Origin of the sequence: Streptomyces sp. NPDC017095 (genome assembly GCF_044332325.1) — a bacterium.
In the GTDB taxonomy this organism is placed as follows: Bacteria; Actinomycetota; Actinomycetes; order Streptomycetales; family Streptomycetaceae; genus Streptomyces.
In genome coordinates this window covers 379,866-395,376 of sequence record NZ_JBIROU010000001.1, presented here as the reverse complement: position 1 = coordinate 395,376, position 15,511 = coordinate 379,866, and the positions used below count along the sequence as shown (strand labels likewise).

Sequence of the window (15,511 nt, the reverse complement as noted above, 5' to 3'; positions counted from 1 at the left end):
CGGCATCGGGGCGCCCCCTTCCCGGCCCGGCACCCGGGCGGCCCCTGCCCGAGCCCCGGCGCCGGGGGCCCCGCGCCCGTAAGGCGGTCTCACCACCCGGTGAACAGCAAACTGTTCAGCAGCAGGGCGAGGACCGTCTGGGTGGTGAGCCAGGCCCGGGGGCGGGGGAGGAACGCGCATGCCGGGAGCAGCCACATCGCGAACGGCAGCCAGATGCGCTCCGTCTCCGCCTTGCTCATCCCGGACAGATCCGCGGCCAGCACCGCGAGCAGGGCCGCCGCCAGGAGGAGGGCGAGCCGGTCGCCGGCCGGCCCGGCCGTACGGCGGACGGCCGCCGCGCCGGCCCGGCGCAGCCCCGCCACGGTCGCCACGCCCGTGATCAGCACGGTGCAGGCCGGATTGGCCCACACCCAGTAGCCGTACGGGCGGATGCCGCCGACGCCCTGGTAGTAGCGCGTCACCAGCAGCCGGTACCCCTCCCACCAGTCGAACCCGGCGAGCGCGCACGCCGCCGGGACGACCGCCGCCCCGGCCAGGAACAGCACCGGCAGCAGTACCGGCCGCTCGCGGACCCGCCGCCGGCCCAGTACCGCCACCGCCGCCCCGATCAGCGCGACGAGCGTCAGGCCGTAGGACAGGAAGCAGGTCAGGCCGTACAGCAGACCGCTGCCCGCCGCCCAGGCCGCGGACCGCCCGGTGACCGCGAGGGCCAGCAGCGCCACGGACCAGGCGGCCACCGCCGCGAAGTAGCCGTCGGCCGACGCGCCCACCCACACCGCGGCCGGGGCCGTCACCAGGAACGGCGCCGCCCGCCGGGCCGGTGCCTCGCCGGCCAGCGCGCGCACCGCCACCAGCACCGCCACGCCCGCGCTCGCGCCGACGGTGATACACCAGGCGCCGGCCCAGCCGCCGCCGTGCAGCCCGGCCCGGTCCAGCAGGACGAAGGTGAGGGTGGCCGCCGGCGGATGCCCGGCGACGTGCGCGGGCCAGGGGGCGGGGCCACCGCTCACGATGTGGTGGGTGAAGTCGCGCAGCGCGGCCGGGATGTCGTGGAAGCGGCCGAGGACCGTCAGATACTCGCTGCGGGTGGTGAGCCGCCCGGCCACGCCCCGCCGCCAGCCGTCCACCAGCGCCAGCGACCACGTCCAGGCCAGGGCCGTGCCCCAGGCCGCCCACAGCAGCCCCCGCCACGGCAGCCGGCCGGCCACGGCCGGCCCCGCGGCCACCACGCCGGCCGCCACCAGGACGGCGGCCGGCGTGCCCGGGCCCAGGTGCGGGTCCCAGTCGGCGAACAGCGGCGGCCAGTGGACGAACAGGGTGCGGCGGGTGTCCTGGAGGTGCCGGCCGACGAGCACGGCGACGAGGACGAGCGCGGCGGCGGCAGCGGCGGCGCACAGATCGGCGCGCCGGCCGGCGTACCGGTCACGGTGGGGAGCCTGGGTCACACCGGAACGCTAGGGCCGCGACCGGGTGACGACCGGGACCGGCGGTGCGACGTCAGCGTTTCGTCATGGGTGGCGGACCCGGTAGGGGCCGTACCCGGGCCTACCGTCACTCTCATGCGAGACGACCGCCCCCGGCTCCCCGGCTCTCCCGGCTTCTGGCGCAGCCCGCTGCGCGGCCCGTGGTTCACCTCGGTCCTCGGCGTGGTGCTGCTCGCCGGTGTCACCGTGCTGTTCGTGACCGGCCTGGTGTCGTACGCCGCCTACAGCCCGGACCTGTCCCCGGTGAACGACCAGACACCGGACAAGGGCCTCCTCGGGTTCTACCTCTTCACCTGGCCCACCGGCCCGGCCTGGCTGTACCGGCTCACCCAGGGCGTCCACGTCACGCTCGGCATCACCCTGGTCCCGGTGCTGCTGGCCAAGCTGTGGTCGGTGGTGCCGCGACTGTTCGCCCTGCCGCCGGCCCGGTCCGTCACGCACGCGCTGGAGCGGATCTCCCTGCTGCTGCTCGTCGGCGGCGGGCTGTTCGAGTTCACGACCGGGGTGCTCAACATCCAGTTGCAGTACGTCTTCCCGGGCTCCTTCTACCCGCTGCACTTCTACGGCGCGTGGGTGTTCTTCGCCGCGTTCGCGGCGCACGCCGCGCTGAAGGCGCCGACGGCGCTGCGGGCGCTGCGACGGCGCCCGGGCCTGGCGGACGACCTGGTCGCCCCGCGCCCCGAACCGCCCACCGTCACCCGGCGCGGCGCGCTGGGACTGGTCGGCGGCGGCTCGCTGCTGCTGTTCGTGACCACGGCCGGGCAGAGCCTGGGCGGATCCCTGCGCCGTACGGCCCTCCTCGCGCCGCACGGCGGAGCCGATCCCGGCGGCGGCCCGAACGGGTTCCAGATCAACAAGACCGCCGGGTACGCCGGGATCACGCCGGCCGACACGCACGAGGACGCCTGGCGGCTCGTCGTCACCGGGCGCACCGGGACGGTCCGCCTCAGCCGCGCCGAGCTGCTGCGGCTGCCGCAGCACAGCGCGGCGCTGCCCATCGCCTGCGTCGAGGGCTGGTCGACGGCGGACCAGTGGTGGCGCGGGGTGCGGCTGCGCGACCTGGCGGCGCTCGTCGGCCACGGCGGTGACCCGCCCGACGTGTTCGTGGAGTCGCTCCAGCGGCACGGCGCCTTCCGCCGCGCCGCCCTGCGGTCCGGCCAGACGGCCGACCCCCGCTCCCTGCTCGCCCTGTACGTCAACGGCGAGGAACTGTCCCCCGACCACGGCTACCCGGCGCGGATCATCGTGCCCGCCGCGCCCGGTGTGCTCAACACCAAGTGGGTGGCCCGGCTGACCTTCGAGGACCTGTGAACCGCCCGCGCCCGCCCCTCGGCAGCCCCCTCCACCTCCTCCTTCTCGTCTGCTCGTTCGCGCTCGCCGGCTATGCCGGGATCCGGCTGTTCGCGGACGACTGGCGGGGTGTGGCGCTGTGGCTGGCGGGGGCGGCGGTGCTGCACGACCTGGTGCTGCTGCCGCTGTACACGCTGGCGGACCGGGCGGTCGTCCGCGGGCTGGACGCGGCCGGGCGCCGGAACCGGACGATGTACGTCCGGGTGCCCGCGGCCCTGTCCGGGCTGCTGCTGCTCGTGTGGTTCCCGCTGGTCAGCGGGCTGGCCGGGCGGCACTACCGGTCCGCGACCGGGCTGTCGCCGGCCGGCTACCCGGCCCGCTGGCTGCTGATCACCGCGGTGCTGTTCGGCGGCTCGGCCCTGCTGCTGGCGCTGCGGGTGCGCAGCGCGGCGAAGCGGCGTCCGCCGGCCGCCCACTGATCCGCGGTCCGCCAGCCCGAGCGGGCCGCGTACCGCGACAGGGCCGGCGTGCCGAGCCGCGCCCAGGGGAAGACAGCGCCCGTCTCCTCGCCCGTCGCGCGTGCGGTGCCCGTGACGACCCGCACCTCGGAGCGCTCGTCGACGTCCACCGCGGCCGTCTCGGCGATCAGCAGCCCGCCGGGACGCAGCAGCCGGGCGACCCGGTCCAGCAGCGCGCGCGGGTCGCCGCCGATGCCGATGTTGCCGTCCATCAGCAGGACCGTGTCCCAGCGGCCCTCGCCGGGCAGCGGCTCGAACACCGAGCGGCGCAGGGCCCGACTCGCCCCGGGCGCCCGGCTGCGGAGCCGGCGCACCGTGTGGTCGACGGCGGCCGCGCTGATGTCGATCCCGAGGACGGTACGGCCCCGGGCGGCGAGTTCCGCCACCAGCCGGCCCGGTCCGCAGCCGACGTCGAGCACCGCGCCCTCGCACCGGTCCAGCACCGCCAGGTCGACCGGGTCCGCCCGCGCGCACCACCGCTCGACCTCCAGCGGCAGCAGCCAGCCGTCGCCGCGGCGCAGGAACAGCGGGCCGCGCCCGGTGCGCAGCGCGGCGGCGTACGGGTCGGCTCCCGCCCAGGCGACGGCCCGCGGCGTGCTCATCGCCCGGCTCCGGTGCGCGGCGGACAGGCGGCCAGCCGGGCGGCGAACCGGCCGCGGGGGGCCAGGGCGGCGACCGCCGCCGCGTCGGCGGCGGTGTCCACGTCCCGCAGCCGGGGCAGATCGCGCACTCGCAGCCCGGCGGCCACCAGCCGCCGCCGCTGCACGGCGCCGGTCCGCCCCGTCGACATCGGCACGCCGCGCAGCAGGGCCGGATCCGGTGCGGCCAGGCCCAGCGCCCAGAACCCGCCGTCGTCCGCCGGTCCGAAGCACGCGTCGCAGTCCGCGAAGTCCGTCGTGAGCAGGTCCGGGGTCACCTGCGGGGTGTCCATGCCGATCAGCAGGGCGGGCCCGGCGCACCGGGCGAACGCGTCGGCCAGCCGCGCGTCCAGGCCGCCCGCGCACTGCGGTACGACGTCGAAGCCGGGCGGCAGCCAGGGGCCGGGGGAGCCGTCCAGCACCAGCACGCGCCGGGTGGCGGGCGCGGCCGCCACGGCGTCCAGGGTGTCGGCCAGGGAGGCCTCGGCGAGGTCCGCCGCCTCGGCGGGAGTGAACGGCGGGGTGAGCCGCGTCTTGACCCGGCCGGGCACCGGCTCCTTGGCGATCACGAGCAGCGTGGTCACCGTACGGCCCTCCCGTCGGCCGGGGATTCCGCCAGGACCCGGCTCATGTCCCGCACCGCCTGCCAGGTGCCGCGCCAGGTGCCGGTCACCTTGGAGGCGCCGGTGCGCGGCCGGTACGGCACGTCGTGCTCCGTGATCCGCCAGCCGGCGTCGGCCGCGCGCACCACCATCTGGAGCGGATAACCGCTGCGCCGGTCGCCGAGGTCCAGCGCGAGCAGCGGCTCCCGGCGGGCGGCGCGCAGCGGGCCGAGGTCGTGCAGCCGCAGCCCGGTGCGGCGGCGCAGCAGCCGGGTCAGCGCGGCGTTGCCGGCCCGGGCGCGCACCGGCCAGGCGCCTCGGCGCACCGGCCGCCGGCGGCCGAGGACGAGGTCGGCGTCGCCGTCGCGGACCTCCCGCACGAAGGGCACGAGCAGCGCCGGGTCCAGGGAGGCGTCGCAGTCGCAGAAGCAGACGACGTCGGCGGTGGCGGCGGCCAGACCGGCGTGGCAGGCGGCACCGAAGCCGCGCCGCGGCTCGTGGACGACGGTCGCGCCGAGGGCGCGGGCGAGGCCGGCCGAGCCGTCGGTGGAGCCGTTGTCCACCACGAGGGCCCGCCAGCCCGCCGGGATCCGGTCGAGCACCCAGGGCAGGGCCCCGGCCTCGTCCAGACAGGGCAGCACCACGTCCACGTCCGCCGGTGGTGAGGATGTCGAGGAGGTCACGCCGTTCACCCTACGAATGGGAAGCGGACATACCGGACTTCCCCATCTTACGAAACGCGGACACCGGGCCCCGGGGCCGGCTCCGGGCGGGACGCCCGCGACGGCCCGGTGCGAGGCTGGAGGCATGCAGCAGCAGCCAGCCGTCCCGGCCGGGGACGCGGCCCCGGACGGGACCGCGCCCGACACGGCCCCCGCCGGACCGCCCGCCCCCGCGGCCGCCCGGATCCTGGTCGTCGACGACGACGCGACCGTCGCCGAGATCGTCGCCGGCTACCTGGGCCGCGCCGGGTACGACGTCGACCGGGCCGGCGACGGCCCCGCCGCGCTCGCCCGCGCCGCCGCGAACTGGCCGGACCTGGTGGTGCTCGACCTGATGCTGCCCGGCATGGACGGCCTGGAGGTCTGCCGGCGGCTGCGCGCCCGGGCGCCCGTCCCCGTCGTGATGCTCACCGCCCGCGGCGACGAGGACGACCGCGTCCTCGGCCTGGAGGTCGGCGCCGACGACTACGTGACCAAGCCGTTCAGCCCGCGCGAACTCGTCCTGCGGGTGCGGTCGGTGCTCCGCCGCACGCTCCCCGCCGCCGACCCGCGCCCGCTGGCCGCGGCCGGGCTCACCGTCGACCCGGCGGCCCGCCGCGCCACCCGGAACGGCACCGAACTCGCGCTCACCCTGCGCGAGTTCGACCTCCTCGCCTTCTTCCTGCGGCATCCGGGACGGGCCTGGAGCCGGGAGGACCTGATGCGCGAGGTGTGGGGCTGGGACTTCGGCGACCTGTCCACCGTCACCGTCCACGTCCGCCGGCTGCGCGGCAAGGTCGAGGACGACCCGGCCCGGCCGCGCCTGGTGCAGACCGTGTGGGGCGTCGGCTACCGCTTCGACCCGGCCGGCCGGGAGGAGACGGGCTGACATGCGCGACACCCTGCTCATCGCCCTCTACGCCTTCGCCGGGGCCGCCGCCACGGGCCTGGCGGGAGCCGCCGCGCTGCGGCTGCTGCGGCGCCGCTCGCTCACCGTGTCCCTCGCCGTGGTCGCGGCCGTCGGCGTCGGTGGCGTCCTCGCCGGCACCCTCGCCGTCGCCTGGGCCATGTTCCTGTCCCCGCACGACCTGACCGTGGTCACGACGGTCGTCGCGATGGCGGCCGCGGTCTCCCTGGCGACGGCGCTCGTGCTCGGCCGCTGGGTCGTCGCCCGCAGCCGCGAACTCGCCCTCGCCGCACGCTCCTTCGGCGAGGCGGGCGACTTCGCCGCGCCAGCGGCCCCGGCCACCGCCGAACTGGCCGAGGTGAGCCGGGAGCTGGCCGCCACCAGCGCGAGACTCGCCCGGTCCCGGGAACGGGAACGCGCGCTGGAGTCCTCACGCCGGGAACTCGTCGCCTGGATCTCGCACGACCTGCGCACCCCGCTCGCCGGGCTGCGCGCCATGTCGGAGGCGCTGGAGGACGGGGTCGCGGACGACCCCGCCCGCTATCTGCGGCAGATCCGCACCGAGGTGGAACGCCTCAACGCCATGGTCGGCGACCTCTTCGAACTCTCCCGCATCCAGGCCGGCGCCCTCCCGCTGAGCCCGTCCCGCGTCTCCCTGTACGACCTCGTCGGCGACGCCCTCGCGGGGGCCGGCCCGCTCGCCCGCGCGCACGGCGTCCGGCTGGTCGGCGACCGGGTGGCGCCGGTGCCGGTCGAGGTCGACGCCAAGGAGATGAGCCGCGTGCTGGGCAATCTGCTGGTCAACGCGATCCGCCGGACGCCCGCCGACGGCACGGTCGCCATCGCCGCCGAACGCTCGCCCGACGGGATCGTCCTCTCCGTCACCGACGGCTGCGGCGGCATCCCCGAGGAGGATCTGCCGCGCGTCTTCGACACCGGCTGGCGCGGCACCCACGCCCGCACCCCGCCGGCCGGCGCGGGCCTCGGGCTCGCCATCGTGCGCGGGATCGTCGAGGCGCACCAGGGCCGGACCGCCGTACACAACATCCCCGGCGGCTGCCGCTTCGAGGTCGTCCTGCCCACGACCCCCTGACCGGCGGCTTCCTGGTCACCTGCCTGTCCCGGCCTCCCGGCCGCCGCCAGCTCCCGCCAGCCCCCGCCCGCGCTCACTCGGGCACCGCGAACTCCCGCATGCCTTGAGCGAATTCCACCTCCGGACGCCAGCCCAGCTCGGTCCGCAGTCGCGCGGAGTCGGCCGTGATGTGCCGTACGTCGCCGAGCCGGTACTCGCCGGTGACCACCGGCGCGGGCCCGCCGTGGGCGTCGGCCAGCGCGCGGGCCAGGTCCCCGACCGTGCGCGGCTCGCCGCTGCCGGTGTTGTAGACCGTGAGCCGGCCCGGCGCGGCCGGTGCCGTCAGTGCCGCGACATTGGCCCGGGCCACGTCCCGCACGTGCACGAAGTCCCGGCGCTGCCGCCCGTCCTCGAACACCCGGGGCGCCTCGCCCCGGGCGAGCGCGGAGCGGAAGAAGGAGGCGACGCCGGCGTACGGCGTGTCCCGGGGCATCCGGGGCCCGTACACGTTGTGGTAGCGCAGCGACACGGCGGACCCGCCGGCCGACTGGGCCCAGACGGCGGCCAGGTGTTCCTGCGCCAGTTTGGTCGTGGCGTACACATTGCGCGGATCGGCCGGCGCGTCCTCGCCGACCAGCCCGGGCACGAGCGCGCCGCCGCACCGCGGGCACCCGGGGTCGAACCGTCCCGCGTCCAGATCGGCGACCGCCCGCGGCCCCGGCCGTACCACCCCGTGGTGCGGGCACGCGTACCGGCCCTCGCCGTACACGACCATGGAACCGGCCAGCACGAGGTGCCGTACGCCCGCCTCGGCCATGGCGGTGAGCAGGACGGCGGTCCCCAGGACGTTGTGCGAGACGTACTCCGCCGCGTCCCCGAATCCCGTGCCGAGCCCGACCAGCGCGGCCTGGTGGCAGACGGCGTCCACGCCGGACACGGCCCGCGCGACCGCGACGGGATCGCGCACGTCCGCGTCCGGAGCGGCGCGCGTGTCGAACACCGCCGGCTCGTGCCCGTGCGCCGTGAGCGCCTCGACGACATGGGACCCGATGAACCCGGCACCGCCGGTGACCAGTACGCGCATCACACCACGCTAGGCCCGCCCCGGCATTGGGCCGCCCGGCCGCGCCCGCACGTCACGACTCCGTAAGACCGCGCGCCGCCCGGGACCCGGGCGGCCTCACCAGGTGACCGGCAGCCGCAGCGGGAAACGGCGGATGGTGCCGGTGTCCCACTCGATGTCATCGGCCGGGACGGCCAGCCGCAGACCGGGGAAACGGGTCAGCAGACCGGTGACCGCGCTCTCCAGTTCCGCGCGGGCGAGCGGCGCGGCGAGGCAGTGGTGCCCGCCCCAGCCGAACGTCATGTGCGGGCGCACCGGCCGTTCCAGGTCGAGGGTGTGCGGGTCGGGGAAGACGGCCGGATCGCGGTTGGCCGCCAGGTAGGACACGTGCACGTAGTCGCCGGCGCTGATGCGGACGCCCTCGATCTCCGCGTCCTCCAGCGCGATCCGGGGGATGCCCACGCCCTTGCGGAACGGGATGAACCGCAGCAGCTCCTCCAGCGCGCCCGGGAACCGGCCGGGGTCGCGGACGAGCGCGGTCCGCTCCTGTTCGGGGCGGGTCAGCAGCAGGTACGCGATGTTGCTGATCTGGCAGGTCGCGGTGTCGTTGCCGCTGAGGATGAGCGTCACCGCCAGGACCGCCAGCTCGTCGTCGCTCAGCGGTTCCTCGCCCTCCGGCACCGGAGCCGTGGCCAGCGCGCTGAGCAGGTCCTCGCCGGGTGCCTTCCGGCGCTGCGGTACCAGCCCGGCGAAGTACGCCCGCAGGGACGCCTTGGCCTCGGCCGCGTCCTGCCGGGCGTCCGGGGAGGTGGCGAGCAGCCGCATGGTGCGGTCCCGCAGCTCCGCGCGGTCGGCCTCGGGCACGGCGAGCAGCTCGCAGATCGTCAGGTGGGGCAGCGGCACCGACAGATGGGTCACCAGGTCCGCGGGCGGCCCCGCCTCGGCCATCTTGGTGAGCAGCCCGTCCACCACCCGGTCCACCGCCGGCCGCATGGCCGCCACCCGGTCCCGGGTGAACGCCTGGGCCGCCACGTGCCGCAGCCGGGTGGCGTGCGGCGGGTCCGTGACGTTGATCGACTCGGGTGACACGATCGGTTCGGGCGTCATCCTCGGGTAGTCGCGCCCGACGATCGCCGCGCGGCTGAACCGCGCGTCGATCGTCACCTGCCGCACCCCGGCGAAGCTGGTCACGAGCCACGCCTCCGCCTCGCCGTAGGGCAGCCGGATCCGGCTGACCGGGCCGCCCCGCGCCAGGGCGGCCAGCTCGGGATCGAACTCCAGCGCGTCAGCGAAGTCGAAGGGGCAGTCGAGCACTGCCGGGTCGTGGAAGGACATACAGCCTCCTTTGTGCGCCGCCGGGCGCGTGGGCCCCCGAAGGCGCCGGTGTGTCCCGTGCCGCCGACGGGGTCGGGGACGAGGCGGCCCCCGGAGCATGCCCGGCCGCGCGGGTACTACGGCCGGCCGGACCTGCGTCCGCAGAGGTCACGTTGTCCAATATGGGGGAGGTCGACGGGCTTCGCACCACAGGGGCGTCACCCACCGCCACCTCCGGACCGCGCCGGGTGGCGTTCCGGGGCGGTCACGCCCGGACGGACCGGGACGCGCCGGCGGCCGTCGCTTCCTCGGCTCGGTCGGTGCTCTCCCCGTGCCTCCGGCTCCGGGATGCCGGTGCGGACGGTGCGGTACGCCTTCTATCTCCGACCGCGGTTGTTCCTAGAATGGCCGGGTGGACGACATCGACGCGATCGCGGCGCTCCAGGATCCGGTACGGCGGCGGCTGTACGAGTACGTGGTGGCGCAGGGCCGCGAGGTGGGCCGCAACGAGGCCGCCGAGGCGGCCGGCGTGGCCCGCACGCTCGCCGCGCACCACCTGGACAGACTGACCGAGGCCGGACTGCTGGAGAGCGGCAGCCGCCGCCTGACGGGCCGCACGGGGCCGGGGGCGGGCCGGCCCGCCAAGGTGTACACACGGGCGCGGGCCGAGCGGACGGTGTCGCTGCCGGCCCGGGACTACCGCACGGTCGCCGAACTGCTCGGCGAGGCCGCCGAGCAGGCCGGTCTGGACGCCGGCCTCTGCGCGGCGGCGCGCCGCCGCGGCGAGGCCCTGCGCGGCGCGGAGGGGCCTTGCGGCGACCTGGACGAGGCCGTGCGGACCCTGGCCGCCCGCGGCTACGAGCCGTACCGGGAGGACGGCCCCGAGGAGGCGGCCGGGACCGCCGGACCGGTGGTCCGCCTGCGCAACTGCCCCTTCCACGCCGTCGCCGAACGCTTCCCGCCGCTCGTCTGCGGCATGAACCTCGCGCTGCTGGAGGGACTGCTCGGCACGGACGGTCCCGTCCGCGCCCGTATGGAGGCCCGGCCGGGTGAATGCTGTGTGGTGGTCGAGGATTCTAAAAACAAGATTGATTGACATAGAAAACGGGGCATGCTGATATGGGGTCATGACCCCCTCCACGCCTGCCTCCGCCCACCTCGCCCAGCTCAACGTCGCCACCCTCCGCCACCCTCTCGACGATCCGCGCATGGCGCCGTTCGTCGAGATGCTCGACCCGGTCAACGCCGCCGCCGACGGCACGCCCGGCTTCGTGTGGCGGCTCGTGGAGGAAGGGGCTCCCGACGCCACCGGTCTGCGCCCGGCCGGCGAGGACGTCATCGTCACCATGTCGGTGTGGGAGACCCGGGAGGCGCTGTGGGACTTCACCTACCGCAGCGGACACCTGGACCTGATGCGGCGCCGCCGCGCGTGGTTCCAGCGGCACGTCGAGGCGCACCTGGTGCTCTGGTGGATCCCGGCCGGCCATCTGCCCACCGTCGACGAGGGTTTGGCGCGGCTGGCGGAGCTGCGCGCCCACGGGCCGTCGCCGCGCGCGTTCACCTTCACCTCCTCCTACTCCGCCGCCGAGGCCGCCCCGTACCTCCGGGACGTACCGCCGGTCCCGGCCGCGGACGCGGCGGGGGTGTAGTGCGGGGGGGCGGCGGCCCCGGTCAACTCCCCTTCTGTTGCGAGTAGTTCAGGATGTGACGGCCGGGGGCCGGGTCCTCGGGGCGGCAGGCTCTTGGTTAGCCTGTTCCCGGAGAGGAAAGACGGGGATCGTGCCCGTGCGGTGCGTGAGGAAACGGCGTGGCCGCACATCCCCGTGGACACTCGAAGGGACATCTGGAGACATGACTCGCATCGCCATCAACGGGTTCGGCCGCATCGGCCGCAACGTGCTGCGCGTCTTACTCGAACGCGACAAATCGCTCGAAGTCGTCGGGGTCAACGACCTGACGGATCCCGCCAGTCTGGCCCGGCTGCTCAAGTTCGACTCGACGGCGGGCCGCCTCGGCCGCCCGGTGGAGGTCGACGGCGACACCCTCGTCGTGGACGGCCGCCGCATCAAGGTGCTGGCCGAACGCGAACCGGCGAACCTGCCGTGGCGCGAACTGGGCGCCGAGATCGTGCTGGAGTCGACCGGCCGGTTCACCGCCGCCAAGGCGGCCGGCGCCCACCTGGACGCCGGCGCGCGGAAGGTGCTCGTCAGCGCGCCCTCGGACGGCGCCGACGTCACGCTCGCGTACGGCGTCAACACCGACGCCTACGACCCGTCCGCGCACACCATCGTCTCGAACGCCTCCTGCACGACCAACGCGCTGGCACCGCTGGCCTCGGTCCTGGACGACCTGGCCGGCATCGAGCACGGCTTCATGACCACCGTGCACGCCTACACCCAGGAGCAGAACCTCCAGGACGGCCCGCACCGCGACGCCCGGCGCGCCCGGGCCGCCGCCGTCAACATCGCCCCGACCACCACGGGCGCGGCCAAGGCGATCGGCCGCGTCCTGCCCGGTCTCGACGGCAAGCTGTCGGGCGACTCGATCCGCGTCCCCGTCCCGGTGGGCTCGATCGTCGAACTCAACACGCACGTCAGCCGGGACGTGACGCGCGGCGAGGTGCTGGAGGCCTACCGCACCGCGGCTCAGGGCCGGCTCGCCGGCATCCTCGAATACTCCGAGGACGAGCTGGTGTCCTCCGACATCACGGGCAATCCCGCCTCGTCCGTCTTCGATTCCGCGCTGACCCGCGTCGACGGCCGTTACGTCAAGGTCGTCGCCTGGTACGACAACGAGTGGGGCTTCTCCCACCGCGTGGTCGACACGCTGGAACTCCTCGCCGGGAGCTGACCGGTGAACGGGTGTCTCCGGGACGGCGCCGCCGCCCCGGAGACACCCGCTCTCACGCGAGGAACTCCGTGATGATCTTCAGGAGTTCGGCCGGCTTCTCGATCGCCGCCGCGTGTCCCGAATCGATCTCGACGTACTCGCTGCCCGGTATCGCGGCATGGAAGTGCCGCGCGTAGCGCACCGGCACCAACTGGTCGTGCTTCATGCCGACCACGAGCGTGGGCGACGTGATACGCCCCACGTAGTCGCTGATGTCCACCCGGCTCACCAGGTCGACCAGCGCGACCATGCCCTCGGTCGGCATCAGCCCGGCCCGCAGCCGCAGGCGGTCACCCGCGCTCATGGAGTCCAGGAACTCGTCCGAGAGCACATGCAGGAGCGTGTACTCGGCGAAGGCGTTCGCGTCCAGCTCGGCCAGCCGGCGCCAGGTCCGCGCGAGCAGACGCTGCCAGGGCTGGCGGTAGTTCACGAATCCGCCCAGCAGGACCTGGCGCCGCACGAGGTCCGGCTCCTTGGCGGCCGCCGCCGCGGCGACGACGGCGCCGGTGGAGATGCCGAAGAGGTCCACCGGGCCCTGCGCGGCGTCCTTCACCACGCCCAGCACCTGATCGGCCAGCAGATCGATGTCCACCTCACCGTCGGGCAGCGGTGTGAGGTCGCTGCCCGAGTACCCCGGCACGATCACGGTCCGGCGCGGTGTGAACTCGTCCAGCAGGGTCGCGAAGCTGGTCTCCGGGTGCCCGGTGCCGCCGTGGATGAGGACGATCTCCGGTCCCTGGCCGTCCTTGTAGTACCCCACGGGTATGCCGGCGACGTCGACGCTGTGCTTCTCCATGCTGACCATGCGTTTTCTGTCCCGTTCTGTCGAAGGTGGGCGCCGGGCGGGTCACTTCGCGGTGGCGGACAGGGAGCCGGCCTCGTCGGCGGCCTTCCGGCGGTCCGGCAACAGCCAGCTGAGCAGGGCCGCACAGGCCGCGAAGCCCGCGGCGACGGGCAGCACCAGCGCCGCGGAGTGGGTGAGGATGACCGCCCCGAGGGCGCTGGAGAGGAAGTTGCCGAGATACGCGGCGGAGGTGTTCAGGGAGGTCACCACCGACGCGCCGCCGGGCGGCGCGTAGGTGATGATCCGGTGCTGCTGCGGTCCGATGACCGAGTACGACACGACACCGCTGAGCGCCGTGGCGATCGCCACGAGCACGAAGGTCTCCCGGATCGGCAGCATGATCAGGAACACCGCGGTGACGCCCACCGTGGCGCCGATGACCACGCGTCGCGGGTCGTACCGGTCGGCCAGCGTGCCGGCCGTCAGGTTCCCGCCCGTGGCGGCGATGCCGAACACCAGCAGCAGCAGCGCGAGCCGGGCCTGCTCGCCGTCGATGGCCGGCGCGAAGACCGCGCTCATGTAGGTGAAGGGCAGGAAGATGCCGGTGAACGCCAGCAGGGTCACCACCAGGACGCGCAGGACCCGCCCGTCGGTCAGCGGCGCGATGCGCTGCCGCAGCGAGGCGCCCTGGTCGAGCCGGACGGCCGGCAGCAGGGCGGCCACGACGGCCGCCACCACGGCGGCGACCGCGGCGACGAACCAGATCGCCGCCTGCCAGCCCCAGGCCCCGCCGATCAGGGTGCCCAGCGGCGCACCCAGCACCAGGGCCAGTGTCGCCCCGGCGGTCACCATGGCGATGGCCCGGCCCCGCCGTTCCTCACCGGCGAGATACGCGGCCGTGGCCACGGCGCTCGCCATGAACAGGGCCGCGCCGGCGCCGGCCAGCACGCGCGAGGCGAGGACCAGCCCGTACTGGTGCGCCGACGCGGTCACCGCGTTGCCCACGGCGAGCAGGGCGACTCCGGTCACGAGGACCCGACGCCGTGACCACTTGCCGGTGAACGCGGCGAGGACGGGTCCCAGGATCGCGTACGCGAGCGAGAACAGACTCACCAACTGTCCGGCAGCACCCGTGCTGACGTGCAATGTAGTGCGGATTTCGGGCAAGAGGCCGACGATGATGAAGCCGTCGGTCCCGACCACGAACGCGCCGAGGGCCAGAACCGCGGTCGGCACTCGCCAGTGAGAGGTGCCTGCGGACGTGTTGTTTTCCGCCACCGTGATGCGATCTCCAAACCGGTTTTCATAATTGCCGATATTTCAGTGGGGGCGCCCCTTCGCCGGGGCGCCGTGGCCGGGGCCGCCGCCCCGGCGCCCCGCCCCGCGGCGGGCACCGGGCGGCAGTCGCCCTCACGCCGTCGAGACGGCGCTGATCAGCCAGTTCCGCGGTACGCCGCGGACTTCCCGGGGTGCGACGGCGTACGGCCAGCGTCCCGCGCCCGCACCCGGCTCTCCCGGCTGCTTCAGGTCCCGCACGGCCCAGCCGTGGCCGTCCAGGAACTCCTCCGGGTCGTCCGTGCCGAACTGCCACGGCGTGCCGTCCTCGCGCAGGGAGCGCAGGAACGGCTGGGTCATCGGGTGGCGCAGCAGGGTCGCGCTGGTCATGTCGACGATCAGCCAGCTCTCGGCCGGACAGGCGCCGGCCACCGTGTCGAGCAGCCGTCCGACCTGCTCCTCGGTGAGGAAGAAGACCAGTCCCTCGGCGACCCACAGGGTGCGCTGCGCGGGGTCGAACCCGGCCGACTTCAGCGCCTCCAGCCAGTCCCCGGCCAGGTCGGCCCGGACGGGCACCGTCGGCACCCTCGGCTCGGCCGCGAGCGACGCCAGCCGCGCCTGCTTCTCGTCGAGCAGCGCGCCGTGGTCGACCTCGTAGACGGTGGCGCCCTCGGGCCAGTCGAGCCGGTGGGTGCGTACGTCCATGCCGTTGGCCAGCAGCACGACCTGCCGTATCCCGGTCCGGCCGAGGACGCCGGTGAGCGCGTCGTCCATGTAGCGGGTGCGCACGGCGATGAAGTCGGACACGGCGGCGCCCTGGTAGCGGTCGAGCAGCTCGAACCCGCGGGGTTCGGCCAGGGGCCGGGCGTAGTCGTCACGGAACATCGCGTCCGTGCGCTCACTCTCCAGCGCGCGTGCGGCCGCGGTCCACTGGGCGGTGTAGGAGATGTCGTCCACGCGGATGTCTTCCTCTT

Annotated in this window: 16 protein-coding genes; 7 read left to right on the top strand and 9 right to left on the bottom strand. The window is 75.0% G+C overall.

The features are described 5' to 3' along the window. Positions 1-89: 89 nt before the first annotated feature. A complete protein-coding gene (locus tag ACH4OA_RS01530; protein ID WP_397967066.1) occupies positions 90-1,445 on the bottom strand; it encodes a hypothetical protein in 1,356 nt (451 codons plus the stop codon). A 114-nt stretch (positions 1,446-1,559) separates the two neighbouring features. Between ACH4OA_RS01530 and ACH4OA_RS01525 the strand changes: the two genes are divergently transcribed. Continuing rightward, the gene (locus tag ACH4OA_RS01525; protein ID WP_397967065.1) at positions 1,560-2,795 is read left to right on the top strand and encodes a molybdopterin-dependent oxidoreductase; all 1,236 of its coding nucleotides are present in this window, start codon (positions 1,560-1,562) and stop codon (positions 2,793-2,795) included. Next, on the top strand, positions 2,792-3,253 hold the full coding sequence (locus ACH4OA_RS01520) for a hypothetical protein (protein ID WP_397967062.1): 462 nt from the start codon (positions 2,792-2,794) through the stop codon (positions 3,251-3,253). Before ACH4OA_RS01525 ends, ACH4OA_RS01520 begins: the two co-directional genes overlap by 4 nt. On the opposite strand, the gene ACH4OA_RS01515 is transcribed toward ACH4OA_RS01520, so the two are convergent. The 3 genes from ACH4OA_RS01515 to ACH4OA_RS01505 are packed head-to-tail and all read right to left on the bottom strand — an operon-like array spanning position 3,142 to position 5,224. Next, positions 3,142-3,894: a class I SAM-dependent methyltransferase gene (locus tag ACH4OA_RS01515; protein ID WP_397967060.1), complete on the bottom strand. Its 753-nt coding sequence runs from the start codon at positions 3,892-3,894 to the stop codon at positions 3,142-3,144. The two genes, ACH4OA_RS01520 and ACH4OA_RS01515, sit on opposite strands and share 112 nt — an antisense overlap. After that, complete coding sequence (locus ACH4OA_RS01510) at positions 3,891-4,514, bottom strand: DUF2064 domain-containing protein (RefSeq protein ID WP_397967057.1); 624 nt, start codon at positions 4,512-4,514, stop codon at positions 3,891-3,893. The genes ACH4OA_RS01515 and ACH4OA_RS01510 overlap by 4 nt, the downstream gene beginning before the upstream one ends. Next, positions 4,511-5,224, bottom strand: coding sequence for a glycosyltransferase family 2 protein (locus ACH4OA_RS01505; protein ID WP_397935078.1), 714 nt, complete (start codon positions 5,222-5,224; stop codon positions 4,511-4,513). The genes ACH4OA_RS01510 and ACH4OA_RS01505 overlap by 4 nt, the downstream gene beginning before the upstream one ends. A 115-nt stretch (positions 5,225-5,339) precedes the next feature. Between ACH4OA_RS01505 and ACH4OA_RS01500 the strand changes: the two genes are divergently transcribed. Further along, positions 5,340-6,122 carry a response regulator gene (locus ACH4OA_RS01500; RefSeq protein ID WP_397967054.1) on the top strand — a complete coding sequence of 261 codons (783 nt, stop codon included), beginning with the start codon at positions 5,340-5,342 and terminating at the stop codon, positions 6,120-6,122. Between the two features lies 1 nt (position 6,123). After that, positions 6,124-7,233, top strand: a complete 1,110-nt coding sequence (locus ACH4OA_RS01495; protein WP_397935076.1) for a sensor histidine kinase — start codon at positions 6,124-6,126, stop codon at positions 7,231-7,233. Between the two features lie 73 nt (positions 7,234-7,306). Here ACH4OA_RS01495 and ACH4OA_RS01490 read toward each other — a convergent pair whose 3' ends face one another. After that, positions 7,307-8,296, bottom strand: coding sequence for an NAD-dependent epimerase/dehydratase family protein (locus ACH4OA_RS01490; protein ID WP_397935075.1), 990 nt, complete (start codon positions 8,294-8,296; stop codon positions 7,307-7,309). 96 nt (positions 8,297-8,392) lie between these two features. After that, entirely contained in the window at positions 8,393-9,610 is a 1,218-nt protein-coding gene (locus ACH4OA_RS01485; protein WP_365883031.1) for a cytochrome P450, read from the bottom strand. Between the two features lie 391 nt (positions 9,611-10,001). On the opposite strand from ACH4OA_RS01485, the gene ACH4OA_RS01480 reads away from it, so the two are divergent. The 3 genes from ACH4OA_RS01480 (at position 10,002) to gap (ending at position 12,439) form a co-directional block, all read left to right on the top strand. Then, positions 10,002-10,685 carry a helix-turn-helix transcriptional regulator gene (locus ACH4OA_RS01480; RefSeq protein ID WP_397935073.1) on the top strand — a complete coding sequence of 228 codons (684 nt, stop codon included), beginning with the start codon at positions 10,002-10,004 and terminating at the stop codon, positions 10,683-10,685. Positions 10,686-10,716: 31 nt separating this feature from the next. Beyond that, entirely contained in the window at positions 10,717-11,238 is a 522-nt protein-coding gene (locus tag ACH4OA_RS01475) for a DUF3291 domain-containing protein (protein ID WP_397945530.1), read from the top strand. A gap of 202 nt (positions 11,239-11,440) precedes the next feature. After that, positions 11,441-12,439: a type I glyceraldehyde-3-phosphate dehydrogenase gene (gap, locus tag ACH4OA_RS01470; protein WP_397967052.1), complete on the top strand. Its 999-nt coding sequence runs from the start codon at positions 11,441-11,443 to the stop codon at positions 12,437-12,439. 52 nt (positions 12,440-12,491) lie between these two features. Here gap and ACH4OA_RS01465 read toward each other — a convergent pair whose 3' ends face one another. The 3 genes from ACH4OA_RS01465 to ACH4OA_RS01455 form a co-directional block, all read right to left on the bottom strand. Further along, positions 12,492-13,283 (bottom strand): alpha/beta fold hydrolase, encoded by a 792-nt coding sequence (locus ACH4OA_RS01465; protein ID WP_397967051.1) that lies wholly within the window; start codon positions 13,281-13,283, stop codon positions 12,492-12,494. A gap of 42 nt (positions 13,284-13,325) precedes the next feature. Further along, entirely contained in the window at positions 13,326-14,498 is a 1,173-nt protein-coding gene (locus ACH4OA_RS01460) for an MFS transporter (RefSeq protein WP_365880246.1), read from the bottom strand. Between the two features lie 174 nt (positions 14,499-14,672). Beyond that, complete coding sequence (locus ACH4OA_RS01455) at positions 14,673-15,494, bottom strand: class I SAM-dependent methyltransferase (RefSeq protein ID WP_397935070.1); 822 nt, start codon at positions 15,492-15,494, stop codon at positions 14,673-14,675. Between the last annotated feature and the right edge of the window lie 17 nt (positions 15,495-15,511).

Coding starts and splice junctions, on each gene's coding strand:
- ACH4OA_RS01495 (WP_397935076.1), top strand. CDS start 6,124: ATGCGCGACACCCTGCTCATCGCCCTCTACGCCTTCGCCGGGGCCGCC.
- ACH4OA_RS01500 (WP_397967054.1), top strand. CDS start 5,340: ATGCAGCAGCAGCCAGCCGTCCCGGCCGGGGACGCGGCCCCGGACGGG.
- ACH4OA_RS01475 (WP_397945530.1), top strand. CDS start 10,717: ATGACCCCCTCCACGCCTGCCTCCGCCCACCTCGCCCAGCTCAACGTC.
- gap (WP_397967052.1), top strand. CDS start 11,441: ATGACTCGCATCGCCATCAACGGGTTCGGCCGCATCGGCCGCAACGTG.
- ACH4OA_RS01490 (WP_397935075.1), bottom strand. CDS start 8,296: ATGCGCGTACTGGTCACCGGCGGTGCCGGGTTCATCGGGTCCCATGTC.
- ACH4OA_RS01525 (WP_397967065.1), top strand. CDS start 1,560: ATGCGAGACGACCGCCCCCGGCTCCCCGGCTCTCCCGGCTTCTGGCGC.
- ACH4OA_RS01515 (WP_397967060.1), bottom strand. CDS start 3,894: ATGAGCACGCCGCGGGCCGTCGCCTGGGCGGGAGCCGACCCGTACGCC.
- ACH4OA_RS01465 (WP_397967051.1), bottom strand. CDS start 13,283: ATGGTCAGCATGGAGAAGCACAGCGTCGACGTCGCCGGCATACCCGTG.
- ACH4OA_RS01485 (WP_365883031.1), bottom strand. CDS start 9,610: ATGTCCTTCCACGACCCGGCAGTGCTCGACTGCCCCTTCGACTTCGCT.